This window comes from Bacillus badius NBRC 15713 (genome assembly GCF_001591605.1).
GTDB lineage: Bacteria > Bacillota > Bacilli > Bacillales > Domibacillaceae > Pseudobacillus > Pseudobacillus badius.
In genome coordinates this window covers 13,531-29,179 of the sequence record NZ_BCVF01000038.1, presented here as the reverse complement: position 1 = coordinate 29,179, position 15,649 = coordinate 13,531, and the positions used below count along the sequence as shown (strand labels likewise).

The 15,649-nt window shown below is 44.5% G+C and carries 15 protein-coding genes; 11 read left to right on the top strand and 4 right to left on the bottom strand.

The window, feature by feature from the left end; translation table 11 throughout:
• Positions 1-48: 48 nt before the first annotated feature.
• Complete coding sequence (locus BBA02S_RS16205; protein ID WP_082040223.1) at positions 49-669, bottom strand: RsiV family protein; 621 nt, start codon at positions 667-669, stop codon at positions 49-51.
• 206 nt (positions 670-875) lie between these two features.
• Between BBA02S_RS16205 and BBA02S_RS16195 the strand changes: the two genes are divergently transcribed.
• From BBA02S_RS16195 to BBA02S_RS16185, 3 genes are all read left to right on the top strand, one after another.
• Positions 876-2,051, top strand: a complete 1,176-nt coding sequence (locus tag BBA02S_RS16195) for an LL-diaminopimelate aminotransferase (protein WP_041113722.1) — start codon at positions 876-878, stop codon at positions 2,049-2,051.
• The gene (locus tag BBA02S_RS16190) at positions 2,048-3,730 is read left to right on the top strand and encodes a thiamine pyrophosphate-dependent enzyme (protein WP_041095001.1); all 1,683 of its coding nucleotides are present in this window, start codon (positions 2,048-2,050) and stop codon (positions 3,728-3,730) included. Before BBA02S_RS16195 ends, BBA02S_RS16190 begins: the two co-directional genes overlap by 4 nt.
• Before the next feature lie 274 nt (positions 3,731-4,004).
• Positions 4,005-5,279, top strand: a complete 1,275-nt coding sequence (locus tag BBA02S_RS16185) for a dicarboxylate/amino acid:cation symporter (RefSeq protein ID WP_174521409.1) — start codon at positions 4,005-4,007, stop codon at positions 5,277-5,279.
• Between the two features lie 46 nt (positions 5,280-5,325).
• Here BBA02S_RS16185 and BBA02S_RS16180 read toward each other — a convergent pair whose 3' ends face one another.
• Complete coding sequence (locus BBA02S_RS16180) at positions 5,326-6,090, bottom strand: IclR family transcriptional regulator (RefSeq protein ID WP_041113723.1); 765 nt, start codon at positions 6,088-6,090, stop codon at positions 5,326-5,328.
• Between the two features lie 151 nt (positions 6,091-6,241).
• The gene (locus BBA02S_RS16175; protein ID WP_041113724.1) at positions 6,242-7,426 is read right to left on the bottom strand and encodes an S-layer homology domain-containing protein; all 1,185 of its coding nucleotides are present in this window, start codon (positions 7,424-7,426) and stop codon (positions 6,242-6,244) included.
• Between the two features lie 323 nt (positions 7,427-7,749).
• On the opposite strand from BBA02S_RS16175, the gene BBA02S_RS16170 reads away from it, so the two are divergent.
• A complete protein-coding gene (locus tag BBA02S_RS16170; RefSeq protein WP_041095006.1) occupies positions 7,750-8,178 on the top strand; it encodes a GNAT family N-acetyltransferase in 429 nt (142 codons plus the stop codon).
• Between the two features lie 46 nt (positions 8,179-8,224).
• On the opposite strand, the gene BBA02S_RS16165 is transcribed toward BBA02S_RS16170, so the two are convergent.
• Positions 8,225-8,425, bottom strand: coding sequence for a YjfB family protein (locus BBA02S_RS16165; protein WP_041113725.1), 201 nt, complete (start codon positions 8,423-8,425; stop codon positions 8,225-8,227).
• 189 nt (positions 8,426-8,614) lie between these two features.
• On the opposite strand from BBA02S_RS16165, the gene BBA02S_RS16160 reads away from it, so the two are divergent.
• The 7 genes from BBA02S_RS16160 (at position 8,615) to BBA02S_RS16130 (ending at position 15,337) form a co-directional block, all read left to right on the top strand.
• Complete coding sequence (locus tag BBA02S_RS16160; protein WP_052474971.1) at positions 8,615-9,217, top strand: glycerol-3-phosphate responsive antiterminator; 603 nt, start codon at positions 8,615-8,617, stop codon at positions 9,215-9,217.
• Positions 9,218-9,474: 257 nt separating this feature from the next.
• Positions 9,475-10,776, top strand: coding sequence for an ABC transporter substrate-binding protein (locus BBA02S_RS16155; protein WP_041095010.1), 1,302 nt, complete (start codon positions 9,475-9,477; stop codon positions 10,774-10,776).
• Between the two features lie 115 nt (positions 10,777-10,891).
• A complete protein-coding gene (locus tag BBA02S_RS16150; protein WP_041095012.1) occupies positions 10,892-11,800 on the top strand; it encodes a carbohydrate ABC transporter permease in 909 nt (302 codons plus the stop codon).
• A complete protein-coding gene (locus tag BBA02S_RS16145) occupies positions 11,790-12,614 on the top strand; it encodes a carbohydrate ABC transporter permease (protein ID WP_041113726.1) in 825 nt (274 codons plus the stop codon). Before BBA02S_RS16150 ends, BBA02S_RS16145 begins: the two co-directional genes overlap by 11 nt.
• A gap of 13 nt (positions 12,615-12,627) precedes the next feature.
• Entirely contained in the window at positions 12,628-13,728 is a 1,101-nt protein-coding gene (locus BBA02S_RS16140; RefSeq protein WP_041113727.1) for an ABC transporter ATP-binding protein, read from the top strand.
• Positions 13,729-13,734: 6 nt separating this feature from the next.
• On the top strand, positions 13,735-14,559 hold the full coding sequence (locus tag BBA02S_RS16135; RefSeq protein ID WP_041095018.1) for a sugar phosphate isomerase/epimerase family protein: 825 nt from the start codon (positions 13,735-13,737) through the stop codon (positions 14,557-14,559).
• Complete coding sequence (locus BBA02S_RS16130) at positions 14,546-15,337, top strand: HAD-IIA family hydrolase (protein WP_041113728.1); 792 nt, start codon at positions 14,546-14,548, stop codon at positions 15,335-15,337. The genes BBA02S_RS16135 and BBA02S_RS16130 overlap by 14 nt, the downstream gene beginning before the upstream one ends.
• Positions 15,338-15,649: the final 312 nt, after the last annotated feature.

Genomic DNA, 15,649 nt, shown 5'->3' with positions numbered 1-15,649 from the left:
TGGAAAGCAACAGTCCCCATCCGCAAGCCACATAAAAGTGGCGATTGATTAATCATTGATGGCCATCCGTCCAAGCGGACCGTCTTCTTTAATGATGTCCTGCAAATCAAAGACAGAAATTGGGAACATTGGAAAGCCGGCTGCATAGGGAGCGATTTCATAAAGCTGAAAATACACGACAAGCACTTTGTCGGCGATGTAGAAATCCTGATTAGGCTTAATAGCTGTAAATCCGTCTAGAAGCGGGATATGGCGGCGGGTAATTTGCACGCGGATCAAGTCCGAAAGGCGTTTGACATAATCGCTTCCCGGTTTAAATAAATCCTTCAACTGGCACAGCTTCCCTTGCTGCAGGTCAAATGTCAAAGACTTCAGATAGGTCATTCCGTGAGCCGCATGGTGGTAGTACGTATAATTGGAAAGAGCCACACTGAACACCTGCCGCTGATTATTCTTAAGTTCATAAAAACCGATCATTTCTTCCACCACGGCCGGCGCACCTTCTGTTTGCTGCTGAATCAGCTGCCGTGTTTGATAGGCAATGGTCTGATTCATCGCCCGCTGCAGCTGTTTATTCTCCATGCCGGTCACTTGCGGGTAAAAGATTGTCTGGTTCGGACCATTGCTGAATTTAACCGTTTCCACGCTCACCGGAAATGTTATTGGCATTCTTCTCCCTCTTTTCCTTTTTCATTCATCCTATTCTTGAAAGAAGCCAGCCGTGTCTGGCCAAAAGATAACTATTCTTTCTCTTCTTGATCTTTTTATTAGTCAAAAATCTAAAAAATTGATTGAAAATTTCAAAAAAACCTTTTATAATTTCATTTAAAGAAACATCATTTCTAATATTGAAACAAAAAAAGAAAGGAGACGCCATGTCCTTTACATCAGAAAAAATTCAGCATTTGCCGCCTTATTTCTTTTCTGCAGTCGACAAAAAGAAAAAAGAACTGCTGGCTCAAGGAGTGGATGTCATTGATTTAGGAATCGGGGCACCTGATCTTCCGACTCCGCCATTTGTGATTGAAAAATTGAAAGCCGAATTAGACAATCCTAAAAACGGAACCTATTCCCCCTATTCCGGGATACGGGAATTTCGGGAAGCGGTAGCCTCCTTCTATTTACAAAATTATGGAGTCACTCTTGATCCTGACACAGAGGTGCTGGCACTGATCGGGTCAAAAGAAGGAATTGCGAACATTATCCCGGCAGTCGTCAACCCTGGAGAGTCCATCTTAGTGCCCGATCCCGGCTACCCGGTGTACAGAACATCTGCTTATTTATCCGGTGTACATGCCATTGACTTTCCGCTCAAACCTGAAAACAGCTATGCCCCGGATTTTTCTCAATTGAGTGAAGAAAATATGGAGAAAGCCAAGCTGCTATTTTTAAATTATCCGGGAAATCCAACAGCCGCTACAGTTGATTTGAGCGTCTTTGAACAAGCGGTTTCTTTTGGCAAAGACCATAGCATGGCCGTTGTTCATGATGCAGCCTATTCCTTAGTCACCTTTGGAGAGTATAAGGCGCCAAGCATCTTGGAGGTTCCTGGCGCGAAAGACGTGGCGCTTGAACTGGGTTCGCTTTCCAAAAGCTATAACATGACGGGCTGGAGAATTGGCTATGCGGTTGGCAATCCAGAAATGATCCAAGCACTCGCTAATCTAAAAAGCAACATCGATACGAGCCAGTTCATGGCTATTCAAAAAGCAGCGGCTGCCGCCTTGACTAGTGATCATGCCGCTGTAAAAGAAAACAATGACATCTATTATGAACGAATGAAAAAGATGGTGCAGGCACTGAACAGCATCGGCATTGATGTTGACCTTCCTAAAGGAGCGTTTTTTATATGGGCTCCTGTTCCTGAAGGGTATTCTTCAGCCTCTTTTGCCGAAAAGGTATTATCCGAAGCCGGAGTCATCATCACGCCAGGCCATCTATTCGGCCCTTCCGGAGAAGGATTTTTCCGACTATCCATGTCAGTTCCTAATGATCGGTTAGATGAAGCAGTAAAAAGAATGGCCAATTTGAAAACGGGGGTAAAGTCATGATTCATGCTCAGTCTGTTACAGTCGAAAAATTAACCGGCGGCCAAGGCGTCGTTGCTTGTTTGAAGCGGGAAAGGGTGTCAAAAGTGTTTTGCGTTCCCGGAGAAAGCTACTTGCCTGTCATGGATGCCATCTATGATGAGCCGTCTATTGAATTGATTTCCTGCCGTCATGAAGGCGGCGCTTCCTTTATGGCAGAAGGGTACGCCAAAGCGAGCGGCGAGCCTGGTGTTGTGATGGCAACGAGAGCGGTTGGCGGCGCCAATTTAGCGATCGGCATTCATACGGCTTATCAGGACTCCACTCCGATGGTTGTCTTTTTAGGGCAAGTACATACCGCTTTTCGGGGACGGGAAGGCTTTCAGGAAGTAGAACTTGACCAATTTTTCAGCCATATTGCGAAATGGACTGTTGAAATTAACGATGCTGCCAGAGTGCCTGAACTCGTCACTCGCGCTTTTAAAACGGCAAGATCCGGGCGCCCGGGTCCTGTCGTCGTCTCCTTGCCGGAGGATATGCTGCGGGACGTTGCAGAAATGGCATTTTCGCCGGCAATGGAACGGTCCAAACCGGCGCCTTCGCTATCAGAGCTGGAAAAGGCCGGCGTTTTATTAAAAGAAGCCAAGCGGCCAATCATTATTGCCGGCGGCGGCGTTATACGGGCGAACGCCGAGAAAGAGTTGCTGTCTTTTGCGGAAGCAGCGGGCATACCTGTCATGGCCTCTTTTCGCCGTCATGATGTGTTTCCAAACCATCACCCTTTATATGCGGGACATTTAGGCTTGGGCACCCCGCTTCCGATAATAGAAACAGCCAAGCAGGCAGATGTCATTTTAACGATCGGCTCCCGGCTTTCAGAAATTACTTCTCAAGACTATTCTTTATTTAACAAAGAGCAGCAGCTTATCCATATTGACATTAGCGAAGAAACGATCGGCAAGACTTTCATTCCTGCTGTCGGCATGTTAGCTGACGCCAAGGAGGCGCTTGACGCATTAGCCGGCCTCGAGCTCACGATCCAAGCAGAAGCAGCCGAATGGGCAGCCGAGCGGCGGCGCGTTTTTGAAAAGTGCGCAGCAGCCGAAACAGCAGAGCGGGCAGCTGGCGCTCTTTCCTATCGGCAGTCGATCCAGCTGCTGCAAAGCGAGCTCCCGGCTGAAACGATTTTTACGAATGATGCCGGCAACTTTGCCACTTGGCTTCATAATTACTTTTGTTTCACTCAAGCCAATACTTACATCGGCCCTACTTCCGGCGCAATGGGCTATGGAATTCCGGCAGCAATCGGGGCCAAACTTGCCCGTCCGCACACTCCGGTTGTCTCGCTCTCAGGAGATGGCGGTGCCATGATGACGATTCAGGAACTCGAAACTGCCGTCCGCTATAATCTCCCTGTCATTTGCATTATTTACAACAATCAAATGTACGGGACGATTCGGATGCATCAGGAGATCCATTATCCTGAAAAAGTAGTTGGCACGGAACTTGGCAACGTGAACTTTGTTCTGCTCGCCCAGTCGATGGGAGCTTCCGGTGAATTAATTGAAACAGCCGACCAGTTTAAAGCGGCTCTGCATAAGGCAATCGAAAGCAAGACGCCTGCCCTGCTTGAGCTGAGAATGGACCCGGAGCAAATCTCCGTTTCCAAGACGATCACTGAATTGCGTCAGTCGAATCAATAACCGGCCACTCTAAAGAATCATGTCTGCAGAGGGATGATTCTTTAGTTTTAACTCGAAAGTTAAAGAATATTATTAATTATCTAAATATTATTGCGGAATAAATGGCAGTGTGGTAAATTTATTACAACAAATGAGAAATGGTATTTCATTTAATGAAATGAAAAAGAACTTTGCTTCTCCTATATTTTTAGGCCGATGCTTTTATTGCAAGCGCATACATCATTGCTTGTATAGGAATTTCGGAAATACAATACATGTAATTAGGGGGTCTATAATGATTCGATTATGGAATTGGTATAAGCAAAAATCGTTTATTTTAAAAATTACATCTGGCTTTATCCTCGGTGTAATCGTCGGGTTGCTGTTCGGACCAGCAGCTGGAGTGCTGGCGCCATTTGGCACACTTTTCCTTAACCTGCTTAAAATGATTGTCGTCCCGCTGATCTTGTTGACGCTGATCGTCTCCGTCAACAACTCAAATCCAAAAGAATTGGGGCGAATTGGCGGAAAAATCTTTCCCTATTATTTGCTGACAACAGCCATCGCCGTGCTGCTCGGGATTTGGATTGCCAAGCTGATTAAACCTGGTATCGGCCTCAGCATGCCAAGCACCGACAATTTCGAAGTTCCCGATGCGCCGTCAACCATTGAAGTGCTGATGAACATCGTACCGACGAACATTTTTCAATCGCTCGCTAATGGCGATATCCTAAGCATCGTCTTTCTCGCGCTGATCGTCGGTTTCTCTATTTCCCTCATGCGCCATTCCAAAGAGCAAGGCATGAGGGAAAAAGGCGACTTGCTGCTGAATCTTTCCGAAGCCGGCAGCGAAGTGACGTTCCGCATTTTAAACGGCGTGCTGCAATACGCGCCGATCGGGGTGCTGGGCATCACAGCGAATTCGATTGGCAATCAAGGCTTTGACACGCTCCAATCACTTGGAAAATATGTGCTTGCTTCCTATGCCGGTGTTGCCGTGCAGATGTTTATCGTCTTCCCGCTGATTTTGCTTATTTTTAAAGTACCGGTGCTGCGCTTTTTCAAGAATGTCCGGGAAGCGCTGTTCACTGCTTTCGTCACATGCAGCAGCTTGGGCACGCTCCCTGTCACCCTCCGAACAGCCAAAAAAGCCGGCATCAGCGACCGGGTCGCCAACTTTACCCTCCCTGTAGGGGCAACTGTTAATATGAACGGGTCCGCTATTCACTTTGGCGTCGGCGTTATATTTGCCGCCGATATCGTTGGTTACGATTTAACGATCGGCACAATCATCGCCATCATTCTCACCGGAACGCTGGCGGCGGTCGGAACGGCAGGCGTTCCCGGAGCTGGTTTGATCGGGATGTCGATCGTCTTTACCCAGGCGGGCCTGCCGATTGAAATTGTCGGCCTGACAGCGGGCGTCAACGTCATTACCGATATGGTCTTTACCACATGCAATGTCACAGGTGACATTGTCGGCGCCGCTGTCGTCGATCAAAGCGAGAAAAAACACCAGGATTACCAAGCGCCGGTTACGGAAATCCCGGCAAAAACAGCGGCAAAATAACACCAGAAAAGCCAGCGGCAAACATGCAGCTGGCTTTTCTCATGAATTATGACTCAATATAGCCGAGCGCTTTTGAAATACGAAGCGCCGTTTCTCTCGTCTTTTCCTGAATCTCCTTTTGAAATCCGCTGTCAATCCGGCTCACAGGGCCGCTGACACTCAACGCCGCAATCACTTTGTTCGAATAATCGCGAACCGGATAAGAAATACCGATCGTTTCCCGCTCCTGCTCTCCGAGGCTAATCGAATACCCTTGCGCTTTGATTTCCTCCATATGCTCGTACAGCGCTTCCTCCGTCTGAATCAGACTGTCTGCATTGTCCTCAAGCTTAATCCGGGAAATCAAGCTGCGCTGCTCCTCCGGCGGCAGAAACGCCAATAACAGCTTTGGTCCTGACCCTATGTACACGCTTGAACGCTTGCCGACACGAGTATGCAGCCGCACTTTTTGATTGCTTTCAATCTTTTCAATGTAAACGGCTTCCTCTCCATCCAAGATGACAAGATGGACATCCTCATTCAGCTCTGCGCACAGCGCCTGCATCCATGGCTTGGCAATTGTGCGAATCTCCAGCTGCTCCGCCACAATATTGCCCAGCTCCAGCAGCTTCAGCCCCAAGCGATAACGCACATCCTGCCCGGTGTTTTTCGACTTTACCAGCATCCCGCAAGCCTCTAAAGAAGCCAGAAAACGAAAAGCCGTCGGTTTAGGCATACCTGACCTTTCAGCGACCTCCACCAGCGTCAGCTCCGTCTGGCCCTCCAAAAAAAGATCCAGCAAATGCAAAGCCTTAACTACACTTTGGTTCATGCTCTCCCTCCCCCAACTCACATGCTCTCTTTATTATTATTATACCATGCAAGCAGCAGATTCTCCGGATTAACCGCTGGGAAAAAGAGCAGTAAACAACAAAGCCGGCGGCCTGTCCTTGATGATAAGGACGAGCCGCCCGCAACACGGCTTAACGAACCAGCGAATACGGTAAAGCAAACTCCCGGATGCCGTCTGAATATGGGCCGTACTCATACGGATTAAAGTACATCACAAACCCTGTATTTGTCATATAAAATTGTTGTTGGTGTTCATTCAAGCTTTCCAGCCCTTCCCACGAAATACGTCCCTTTTTAGCTAAAGCATAGGCTTGAGCATTAATCCGGTCGATCACAGCCCTTTTATAGCCCTGCTTTTGCGCCAGATCATCAAGTGACATGAAATCCTCTTTCTTCACATCATAATTATACGAAAAGAGCTGTTCATAACCGTGGGCACCGCCGGTATACTGATAGCTTTCAAAGACAACGCTTGTGTAACTGGCATCCGCACGGGTTACTTTATAAGAAACAGTATATTGATAATACTTGCCGAGCGAAGAATCCTCCTTGGCAAGATCCATAACTTCTTTCCGGATGCTGACCAGCTCCCGGCCTACCTCTGCATATTCTTCATTCAAAAGGGCGAAGTCCCGGACACCTTCCGTATCTTTGAATTGCGGATAAAAGATGCCCTGCGCCGCCTTTTTCGGATAAGCCACTATATTCATTCGAAACTTGCTGTTTAATGCCCTGGCAGTAAAAACAGCAAATTGCGCACGTGTCACAACGCCCGACGGCTGGTACTTTGTCGCCGTATATCCAGCAGTGATACCATTAGCAACAAGTGACGATACATAGGGCGTTCCCCAATGCGCTCTCGCCATGTCTTCCCATTCAACCGGAACCGAGCCTGACAGAGAAAAAGCCGCTGCCGTAATCTTCGCCATCTCCACCCGCTTTAACTGCCCATTCGGATTAAAGCTTCCTGCCTTCGAAAACCAGCCGGCATTTACTGCCGCGGCAATCTCTTTATAGAACGGATGAGAAGTCGGCACATCTTTAAAGCCCGGATTCGGCACATTATCCAATGGCAGCTTCTTCGCGCGAACTAAAATGGCGGCCGCCTGCGCTCTCGTCACCGGTGCATCCTTGTTAAATTTACCGTTGGAACCGCCTTTCAGTACACCCAAATCACTTAAATAATACACTTCCTTTGCGCTCCAATGAGTCTCTGGCACATCGGAATATCGAGCGGCCTCCGCTCCTGAAAGAGGAACACAGCCTAGAAACAAAATGATAATCAACGCAATCTGCACCCGCCGGATAACATTCATTTTCCCCGCTCCTTTACACATGATTTTTAAAGGCCTGCTGCATTTAGAAATTTTTGGTTACACTATTATACTAGCACATAACAAGAAGTAAATTTACTTATTTTACAAAAAATTCTAACTTCAAGTGTCCGCCCTCTCTTAAAAATTTTCATTAAAGAAGGTGTTCATTTTTAAGAGAGCCTGCCTCCCTTTTTCAATCCATCTGGAAAACGATAAATTGGCGGTAAAATACCTATGTAAGCAGAAAGAGGACAACCGCTTACTTTCCTTTTCTGCTAAAATAGAAAAAACAGAAAATTACCACAAAGGGAGCAGGGGAGAAATTGATTATTATTGAAGAACTGGTTACTGAAGAAGAAGTACGGCACATCTTTCCGCTCATGAAAGATCTGCGCCCCTATCTGGATGAAACACGCTTTATCCAAATATGGAAGACGATGCAGCCCGACGGCTATCGGATTTTTGCCATGTATGACGCAGGAGAGCTGGTCGCCTTCACCGGTATTCAAATCCGGACAAATATGTATTATTTCCGCCATGTTTTTGTGCACGAACTAGTGACGCGTGCCGATATCCGCTCAAAAGGATACGGAAAGGAATTGCTTTCCTTCGTACACGACTGGGGACGGGAGCATGAATGCGTGACAGTGGCCTTAGAATCCGCCTTAATCCGAGACGATGCCCACCGCTTCTATGAAACAAAAATGGGCTACGACCGCTTTTGTTACTCATTCAAAAAAGAACTTGGTTAATCACAGGAGGCGTCAGTCCTCTCTAACTGTCCAGGCAATAAACCGCTTAGACTTTTTTATCAAAAAAAGAGCAGCCATGCGGCTGCGTAGCGTGCTCTAAAGCCTTGACATTTGTTGCACTCATCATCTGATGAATAAACTCAGCATTTCCTTTTGCTTGATCCATCGCTTTCTTCATAACCGATAACGAGGCTTGCTGCTGCACCTGCCCTTGGTGAAGGGCGATAGATAATAAGGCGATATCCATGAAAACACCTGCTCTTTCTGCGAATTTAATTTTATAAAAAGCGTAGCATACAGCAAGGCATTCGTACAGAAAGAGCCTTTTCTTAATCTTCCTATTTCACGGAACAAAACCCCTGTCCCTCTTTTAAATTAACCTTAAAAGCTATACACTTAACGGTAAAATAGACCTAAAACAGGAAGGAATTAGAATATGAAGCACATTCACGCTCTCCCGATATTGAAAGAAAGACTTCAAACGCATAAAATGGTTGCTGCAGTAAAAGAGCCTAAGTATATTGAGAAAGCGATTAAATATAAAGATAACTTAAGCGCCGTATTATTAATGACAGGCACCATTTTAACAGTAAAAAAGTATGTTGATTTCATTCAATCTCACGACTTGCCGGTTATTTTGCATGTTGAAAAAATCGGCGGGCTGGAAATGGATCGCGACGGGGTTGAATTTGTTAAAAGAAATGTGCAGCCGCACGCAATCGTCACGACCAGAAACGGAATTATCAAAAAAGCAAAATCCAGCGGACTTGCTGTTGTCCAGCGCATTTTCTTAATTGACACAGAAGTTTATACCAACTTGATTAAAGATGTTAAACATATTCAATCTGACATTATTGAAATTATGCCCTGCCGCGCACCGGATTTTTTAAGCAGAATATCAAAAGTTTCTCCAGTGCCGACAATTACAGGAGGGCTTCTTAATTCTCCTGAACATGCCAAGCAAGCACTAGAAAATGGCGCGTTGGCGGTTACGACTTCTAATCCTGACATGTGGAAGTTGAACTTAAATGAATTGTAAATGAAGATTTTACATTTACTTCACACTAACCCAATAATTAACCATTATTGTATAAGTATAAAGTGAATAAAAACGGTGCGAACAGAGAGACCTCAAATTTTATGTATAGCCACTGCTTATACATTTTATTTGAGGCTCTTTCTTTTTTTCAGCCAGCCAAGGAGGTGAATCGATTAGAAAAGAAAAGCCGCTTCTGCTATAGGTAACCAGCTAATCAAATTCTGATTCCCATGATACAAATCAAGGAGGCCAAAGAAATGAAGGGATATCTCAAATTATTCAGCTTGCTCGCGCTCATGCTTATGCTAGCAGCATGCGGAAAATCCGGCAGCACAACATCTAATAATTCAGCTGCAAGTGATGAAAAAACAGTGATTGAATATTGGCATGTCAATGCAGAAACGCAAGGCGGAAAAACCGTAGAGGAATTGGTCAAAGCCTTTAATGAGCAAAGCAAAACAACAAAAGTAGTGGCAAAATATAACCCCGATATGTACAAAGGGCTTATGCAAAACTTGCAGGCCGAGGCAGCGTCAGGAAAATCACCGGCAGTTGTTCAGGTTGGATGGTCTTTTTTAGATTATTTCTCTAATAACTTCAGTTATATATCTCCACAAGAAGTCATTGATCAGCATTTTCCCGATGATCGAACATTCTTAAAGGACCATTTTCTTGATAACGTGCTGGAATTAGCCCAAAACTCAGAGGGCATACAAGTAGGTATTCCTTACTCACTAAGCACACCTGTTCTTTATATTAACAAAGATCTGTTAAAAGAAGCAGGGCTTGATGAAAACGGTCCAAAAACTTGGCAGGAAGTGAAGGAATTTTCCAAGAAGATCAAAGAAAAAACCGGAAAGCATGGATTTTATATGCAAGAGCCTGCCGACAATTGGGCAACCCAGGCTTTATTAGAAAGTAACGGTGCACGCATGCTATCAGGAAAAAAAGCAGCATTCGCTTCTAAAGAAGGCATTGAAGCTTATCAATTATTAGCAGATATGATTGTAAAGGATAAGACCGCCCTTCACCTCCCTTGGGATCAAGGCGTTCAAAGCTTCATTGACGGCAATGTAGCGATGGCCTATACAACGATTGCCCGCCGCTCGCAAATTCAAGATAACGCTAAATTTAACGCTGCCGCAATTAAATCCCCTGCTTGGGAAGGAAAGAACGTTCGCTTGCCGGCAGGCGGAGCTATGCTGGCCATCACGGCTCAAGAAGAAAAGCAGCAAAAAGCAGCTTGGGAATTTATGAAGTACTTATACAGCGTAGAATCGATGGCAAAATGGACAGAAGGTACAGGTTATGTCCCTCCACGCAAAGATGTTGCAGAAGACGAAAATGGCCTGAAAGATTTTCTGGCAGAAAATGAAATGATGAAAGCAGCGATAGAGCAGATGGATGGTGTTGTATCTTGGACATCTTTCCCAGGAGATGCAGGACTTGAAGCGGAGCAAAAGCTGTTAGATATCCGCGATGAAATCCTCGGCGGAAAAACCAGCGTCGAAGAGGGCTTAAAAACAACAGAAAAAGAAATCAACAAATTGTTAAAGTAATCAATTATTCACCGCGCCAGCTTCTTTGTAAAAGGGAACGATCAGAGAACCCCTCTCTTGGTTTTCCCTTTTGCATAACAGCTGCGGGGACTTAGTAACTGCGGGAGGACCCTACATGCAAGCAGCAAAACCTGCAAAAATAAAATTCACAGCAGATCACTGGAAAGCTTACGGCTTACTTATTCCTTCCTTAATTATTTTTATCTTATTTATGTTTTGGCCATTTATGTACACCATCTACCTAAGCTTTTTTGATTGGAATATGGTCAAGCCAACGAAGGAGTTTGTCGGTCTTCAAAACTATAAAGAGGTGTTAACCGACCCAACTACATACAAAGTTTTTGGAAATACACTATTGTATATCGGCTTACTATTAATCATTAACTTAATAATCCCATATATTTTGGCTTTTGTGCTTGATATTGTACTCAAGCGGTTCAACCATCTTTATAAAGGTGCTATCTTTTTGCCTTCTGTTATTTCCTTGGTAGTCGGCTCTATCTTATTCACCTGGCTGTTAAACCCGGTATCAGGGCCAGCAGCCATTATTCTTGGCTGGTTCGGAATAGACATGCCGATTTGGAGCAAGCTGGATGGCTGGGTCATTGTCGTATTGAGTCTAATTACTTCCTGGAAAGTATTTGGCTATAACTTTATCGTTCTTTATGCTTCCGTGAATGGCATCTCCCGGGAAGTGATTGAAGCAGCTCGTTTAGACGGAGTGCCTTTATGGAAAATATTCTTTCATCTCGTACTCCCGATGAGCAGCGCGACAGGTATTTATGTTTTCATCATCACGATCGTTCAAGGGCTTCAATATGTCTTTACGCCGATTAAGGTCATCACCCAGGGCGGGCCGAATTATGCTAGCTCCAATGCCATTTATCATGCCTACCATGAAGCATTTGTTCTATACCGAACAGGCCATTCTGCTGCCTTATCCATTTTAACGATGGCAATTTTTATTCTTTTGCTTATTTTAGAATTTAAGTTTGTGGAAAGAGGTATCCATTATGAAAACTAACCGTTCCGTATCGATACCTTGGCATATGATTTTTATAGGAATAATTATTATTCTGACTTTCCCGATTATCTTTGCGGTTGGGATTTCTTTTAAACCATTAGAAGACGCATACAACAACGCCTTAAATTTCATTCCGACACAGCCGACTTTAGAAAACTACGAAACATTCTTTAACAGCTTAAATGTAGTAAAGATTGTCTCGAATACATTTATCATCGCAACTACTGTTACTTTATTTAAAGTGTTTACTTCTTTTTTGGCGGCCTATGCGTTTGTGTTCTTTGATTTTAAAGGAAAAAATATGCTGTACTTCCTGTTGATCAGTACTATTTTTATCCCTTTTTCCGTTACCATGATTCCCAACTATTTAATGATCTCTGACCTTGGATTGGCAGACAGCGTATGGGGAGTCATCCTCCCGCAGCTAGCTGATGCCGTAGGAATCTTGCTGCTTCGGCAATCTATGAAAACGATCCCTATATCCTTAATCGAGGTAGCAAGATTAGATAATTTGGGACATCCGCGCATTATGAAAAACATTGTGCTGCCGCTGGTAAAGCCGGCAGTCACCTCTACAGGCATTTGGTTCTTTATTTTATCGTGGAATGAATATGTATGGCCTGTGCTTATTTTGAAAACAGTTGATCATTATACGTTGCCGCTGGCTCTGCAAATGTATATCAGTTCAGAGGGCGGAACGAACTTTACTGTCGCGATGGCAGTAGCGGTCATTACGATGATCATCCCTTTAACTCTCTATCTACTGTTTCAAAAGTACATCATCGGGACATTTGCTTCTTCAGGAATTAAGTAAAGGCGGGATAATTATGAAGGAAATTCGATTTGAACACGTATACAAATCCTATGGCAAGACGGAGGTAGTGACAGATCTTAACTTAACCATTCAGAAAGGAGAACGCCTCATCCTTCTTGGCCCCTCCGGCTGCGGCAAATCCACCACTTTGCGCATGATTGCCGGGCTGGAAGATGTGTCCTCAGGTGCTATATATATGGATCAGCAAAAAGTCAATCACCTTCCAAGCGGCAAGCGAAATGTCGCCATGGTGTTTCAAAATTATGCGTTATATCCTCATATGAATGTCATTGATAATATTACGTACGGCTTGAGAGTGCAGAAGGTACCGGCAGATGAAATTAAACGGCGGACAGAAGCTGCTTTAGACATGCTGCAGCTAAAGGAATATAAAGACCGCTTGCCAAAAGATTTATCGGGCGGACAAAGGCAGAGAGTAGCCCTTGCCAGAGCTGTGGTCAAACAAGGCGATTACTTTTTGCTGGATGAACCCTTATCAAATTTAGACGCCCAATTACGAGTATCTGCGCGAAAAGAATTAGTGAAAATCCATGAAATGTATAAACAAACACTCGTTTATGTAACCCATGATCAAGTAGAAGCCATGACTGTAGCTGACCGGATTGCTTTAATGTACAAAGGGAAACTGCAGATGGTTGATACACCCGATAACGTCTATCACCGGCCGGCAAATATTTTTACAGCGACATTTATCGGATCACCGCCAATGAATGTTTTCAATGTAGATGTACAGCCAGACAGTATCCGCTTTACCAGCCAAACATTGAAATTAAGTCCGGAATGGAGCCAGCACATCCAGCAGACCGGTGAAAAAGACCTTGCATTCGGCATTAGGCCAGAACATATCGATCTATCAAAAATACCGACCCCAAACAGCTTAAAAGGCCATATTAAGTTTGTTGAAAATCATGGCAATCATTACGGAGTTTACATGGATATTGAAGGAAACGAATGGATCGCTATGAGCGAATCAAAAAGGTGGCTGCCACATGAAACAGTCTATATAAAACCGAGAGCGGACAAAATTCATATGTTTAACCAGCAGACAACCGATTCGATCGGCTATCCAAAATCATTAAATAATGGAGAGTGAGCAATCATGCAAAAAAAGATTTGTTATTCTGACTTAGCTGTATTATCACATGGCCTCTTTGATACTATCGATGAATTAATCAAATACGGGGCAGATAAAATTGAGTTATTAATGGATGGACCTAAGTGGGACCAAATGGAAGATTTATTCTTAGGACTTGCTCCAAGATTGAAGTCTCTTCCTGTTCGCTATACGATCCACCCGCCGGCATGGGACATTAACTTAACGAGCGAAAATCGAGCAACGCGAGAAACAGCTTTTTCTGAATATAAAAAAGCGATTCAATTTGCCGGCTTGATTGGAGCCAGCCATGTCGTGATTCATCCCGGCTTTTGCTTTTCACCAGTGTTTAATAAGCAAAAAGCCCAGCAGCGTGCCGCCGATTCGATTCATCAATTATGCCAAATCGCTAAGCCCCTCGACGTGAAGCTTGCAATTGAAAATGTCGGCTACAATGGAAGCTCTCTTTTCACCCAAGAGGAATATACAAGCTTCCTTGATGGTATAGATGAAGCTGCCGGATTTTTAATCGATACAGGGCACGCCCATTTAAACAAATGGGATATTCCGCGACTGGTCAAAGAAACACGGGAGCGGCTGCTTGCTTTACATATCCATGACAATGATGGAACTGGCGATGACCACCTATCCATCGGGGAAGGAACGATTGAATGGAAGCCAGTTTTTGCGGCTATTAACGAATATGCTCCGCAATGTGAGTTGATCCTTGAATACGCTCCGAACACACCATTAGAAAAGTTAAGAGAAAGCAAAGACCTTTTAAGAAGAGAGGTCCAAACCAATCCGGGAGTGAAACATGATACATATTGACGACTTCGGAGCCTACTGCTTTGATCTGGATGGAACGATCTACGTCGGAAAGCAGCTTCTGCCCGGCGTACAAGAAACAATCCATCTGTTAAGAAAAACCCATAAAAAAATTTTATTTATTACCAATGCTCCTACGCATACGAGAGCAGACTGCCAAAGGCTTCTCTCTTCACTAGGAGTAGCTGCGGAGCTGGATGAAATCATTACCGCTTCCTCGTTATCGGCTGTCTATTTTCAAGAAAACTATCCCGATGCATCTGTTTTTATTATCGGAGAACAAGCCATTACCGACGAATTCAGCCGTTATCCATTAAAAGTGACAGGCGATCCCTTGCACGCTACCCATGTGCTAGTTGGATTAGACCGGGCCTTCACATATGACAAGCTAAATCAGGCGATGACCGCCATTCGCAATGGCGCCAAGCTAGTCGTAACCAATCCTGATCCTGTTTGTCCAGTTCCTGGAGGATACATTGCGGACACATTGGCGATTGCCAAAGCTATTGAAGTCGCTGCCGGTCAACCTATTGACCAAATCATTGGCAAGCCATCTGCCTATTACATTAATAAAGTCCAAGAACGCTTAAACTTCCCAAAGAACCGATGCTTAATCGTAGGCGACCGCTTGGAAACAGATATCTTAATGGGAAAAGAACATGGCCTACCGACCTGCCTTGTACTAACCGGCGCATCCCATCCAAACGATATCCAACGCACGGGCATCCAACCCGATTATGTCATTAATAATTTGACCGAACTCTTTGCAAAGGAAAAATGACGTCTTGAGATTATGAAGCTAGCCATCTGCTAACTTAGCAGATGGCTAGCTTTATTCCATACAACTACTCCATGAAAGCTCCGATGTGCGCATTTATGAACATAGCTTACGAACGAGTTAAGCAGCTTCCATACTGGCCTCGCACTGGGATAAATCTGTATCGTAAACCAACTTTATTCTGCAAGTGTTCACTGGGTCATTCTATAACAATTAAATAGAGCCTTACAGATAATCAAGGAATTTATGCCTATTATTATAAATATTAAAGGTAAAAAGCTTTTCTTTGGAAAATATATGGTTTATAATTTAGGA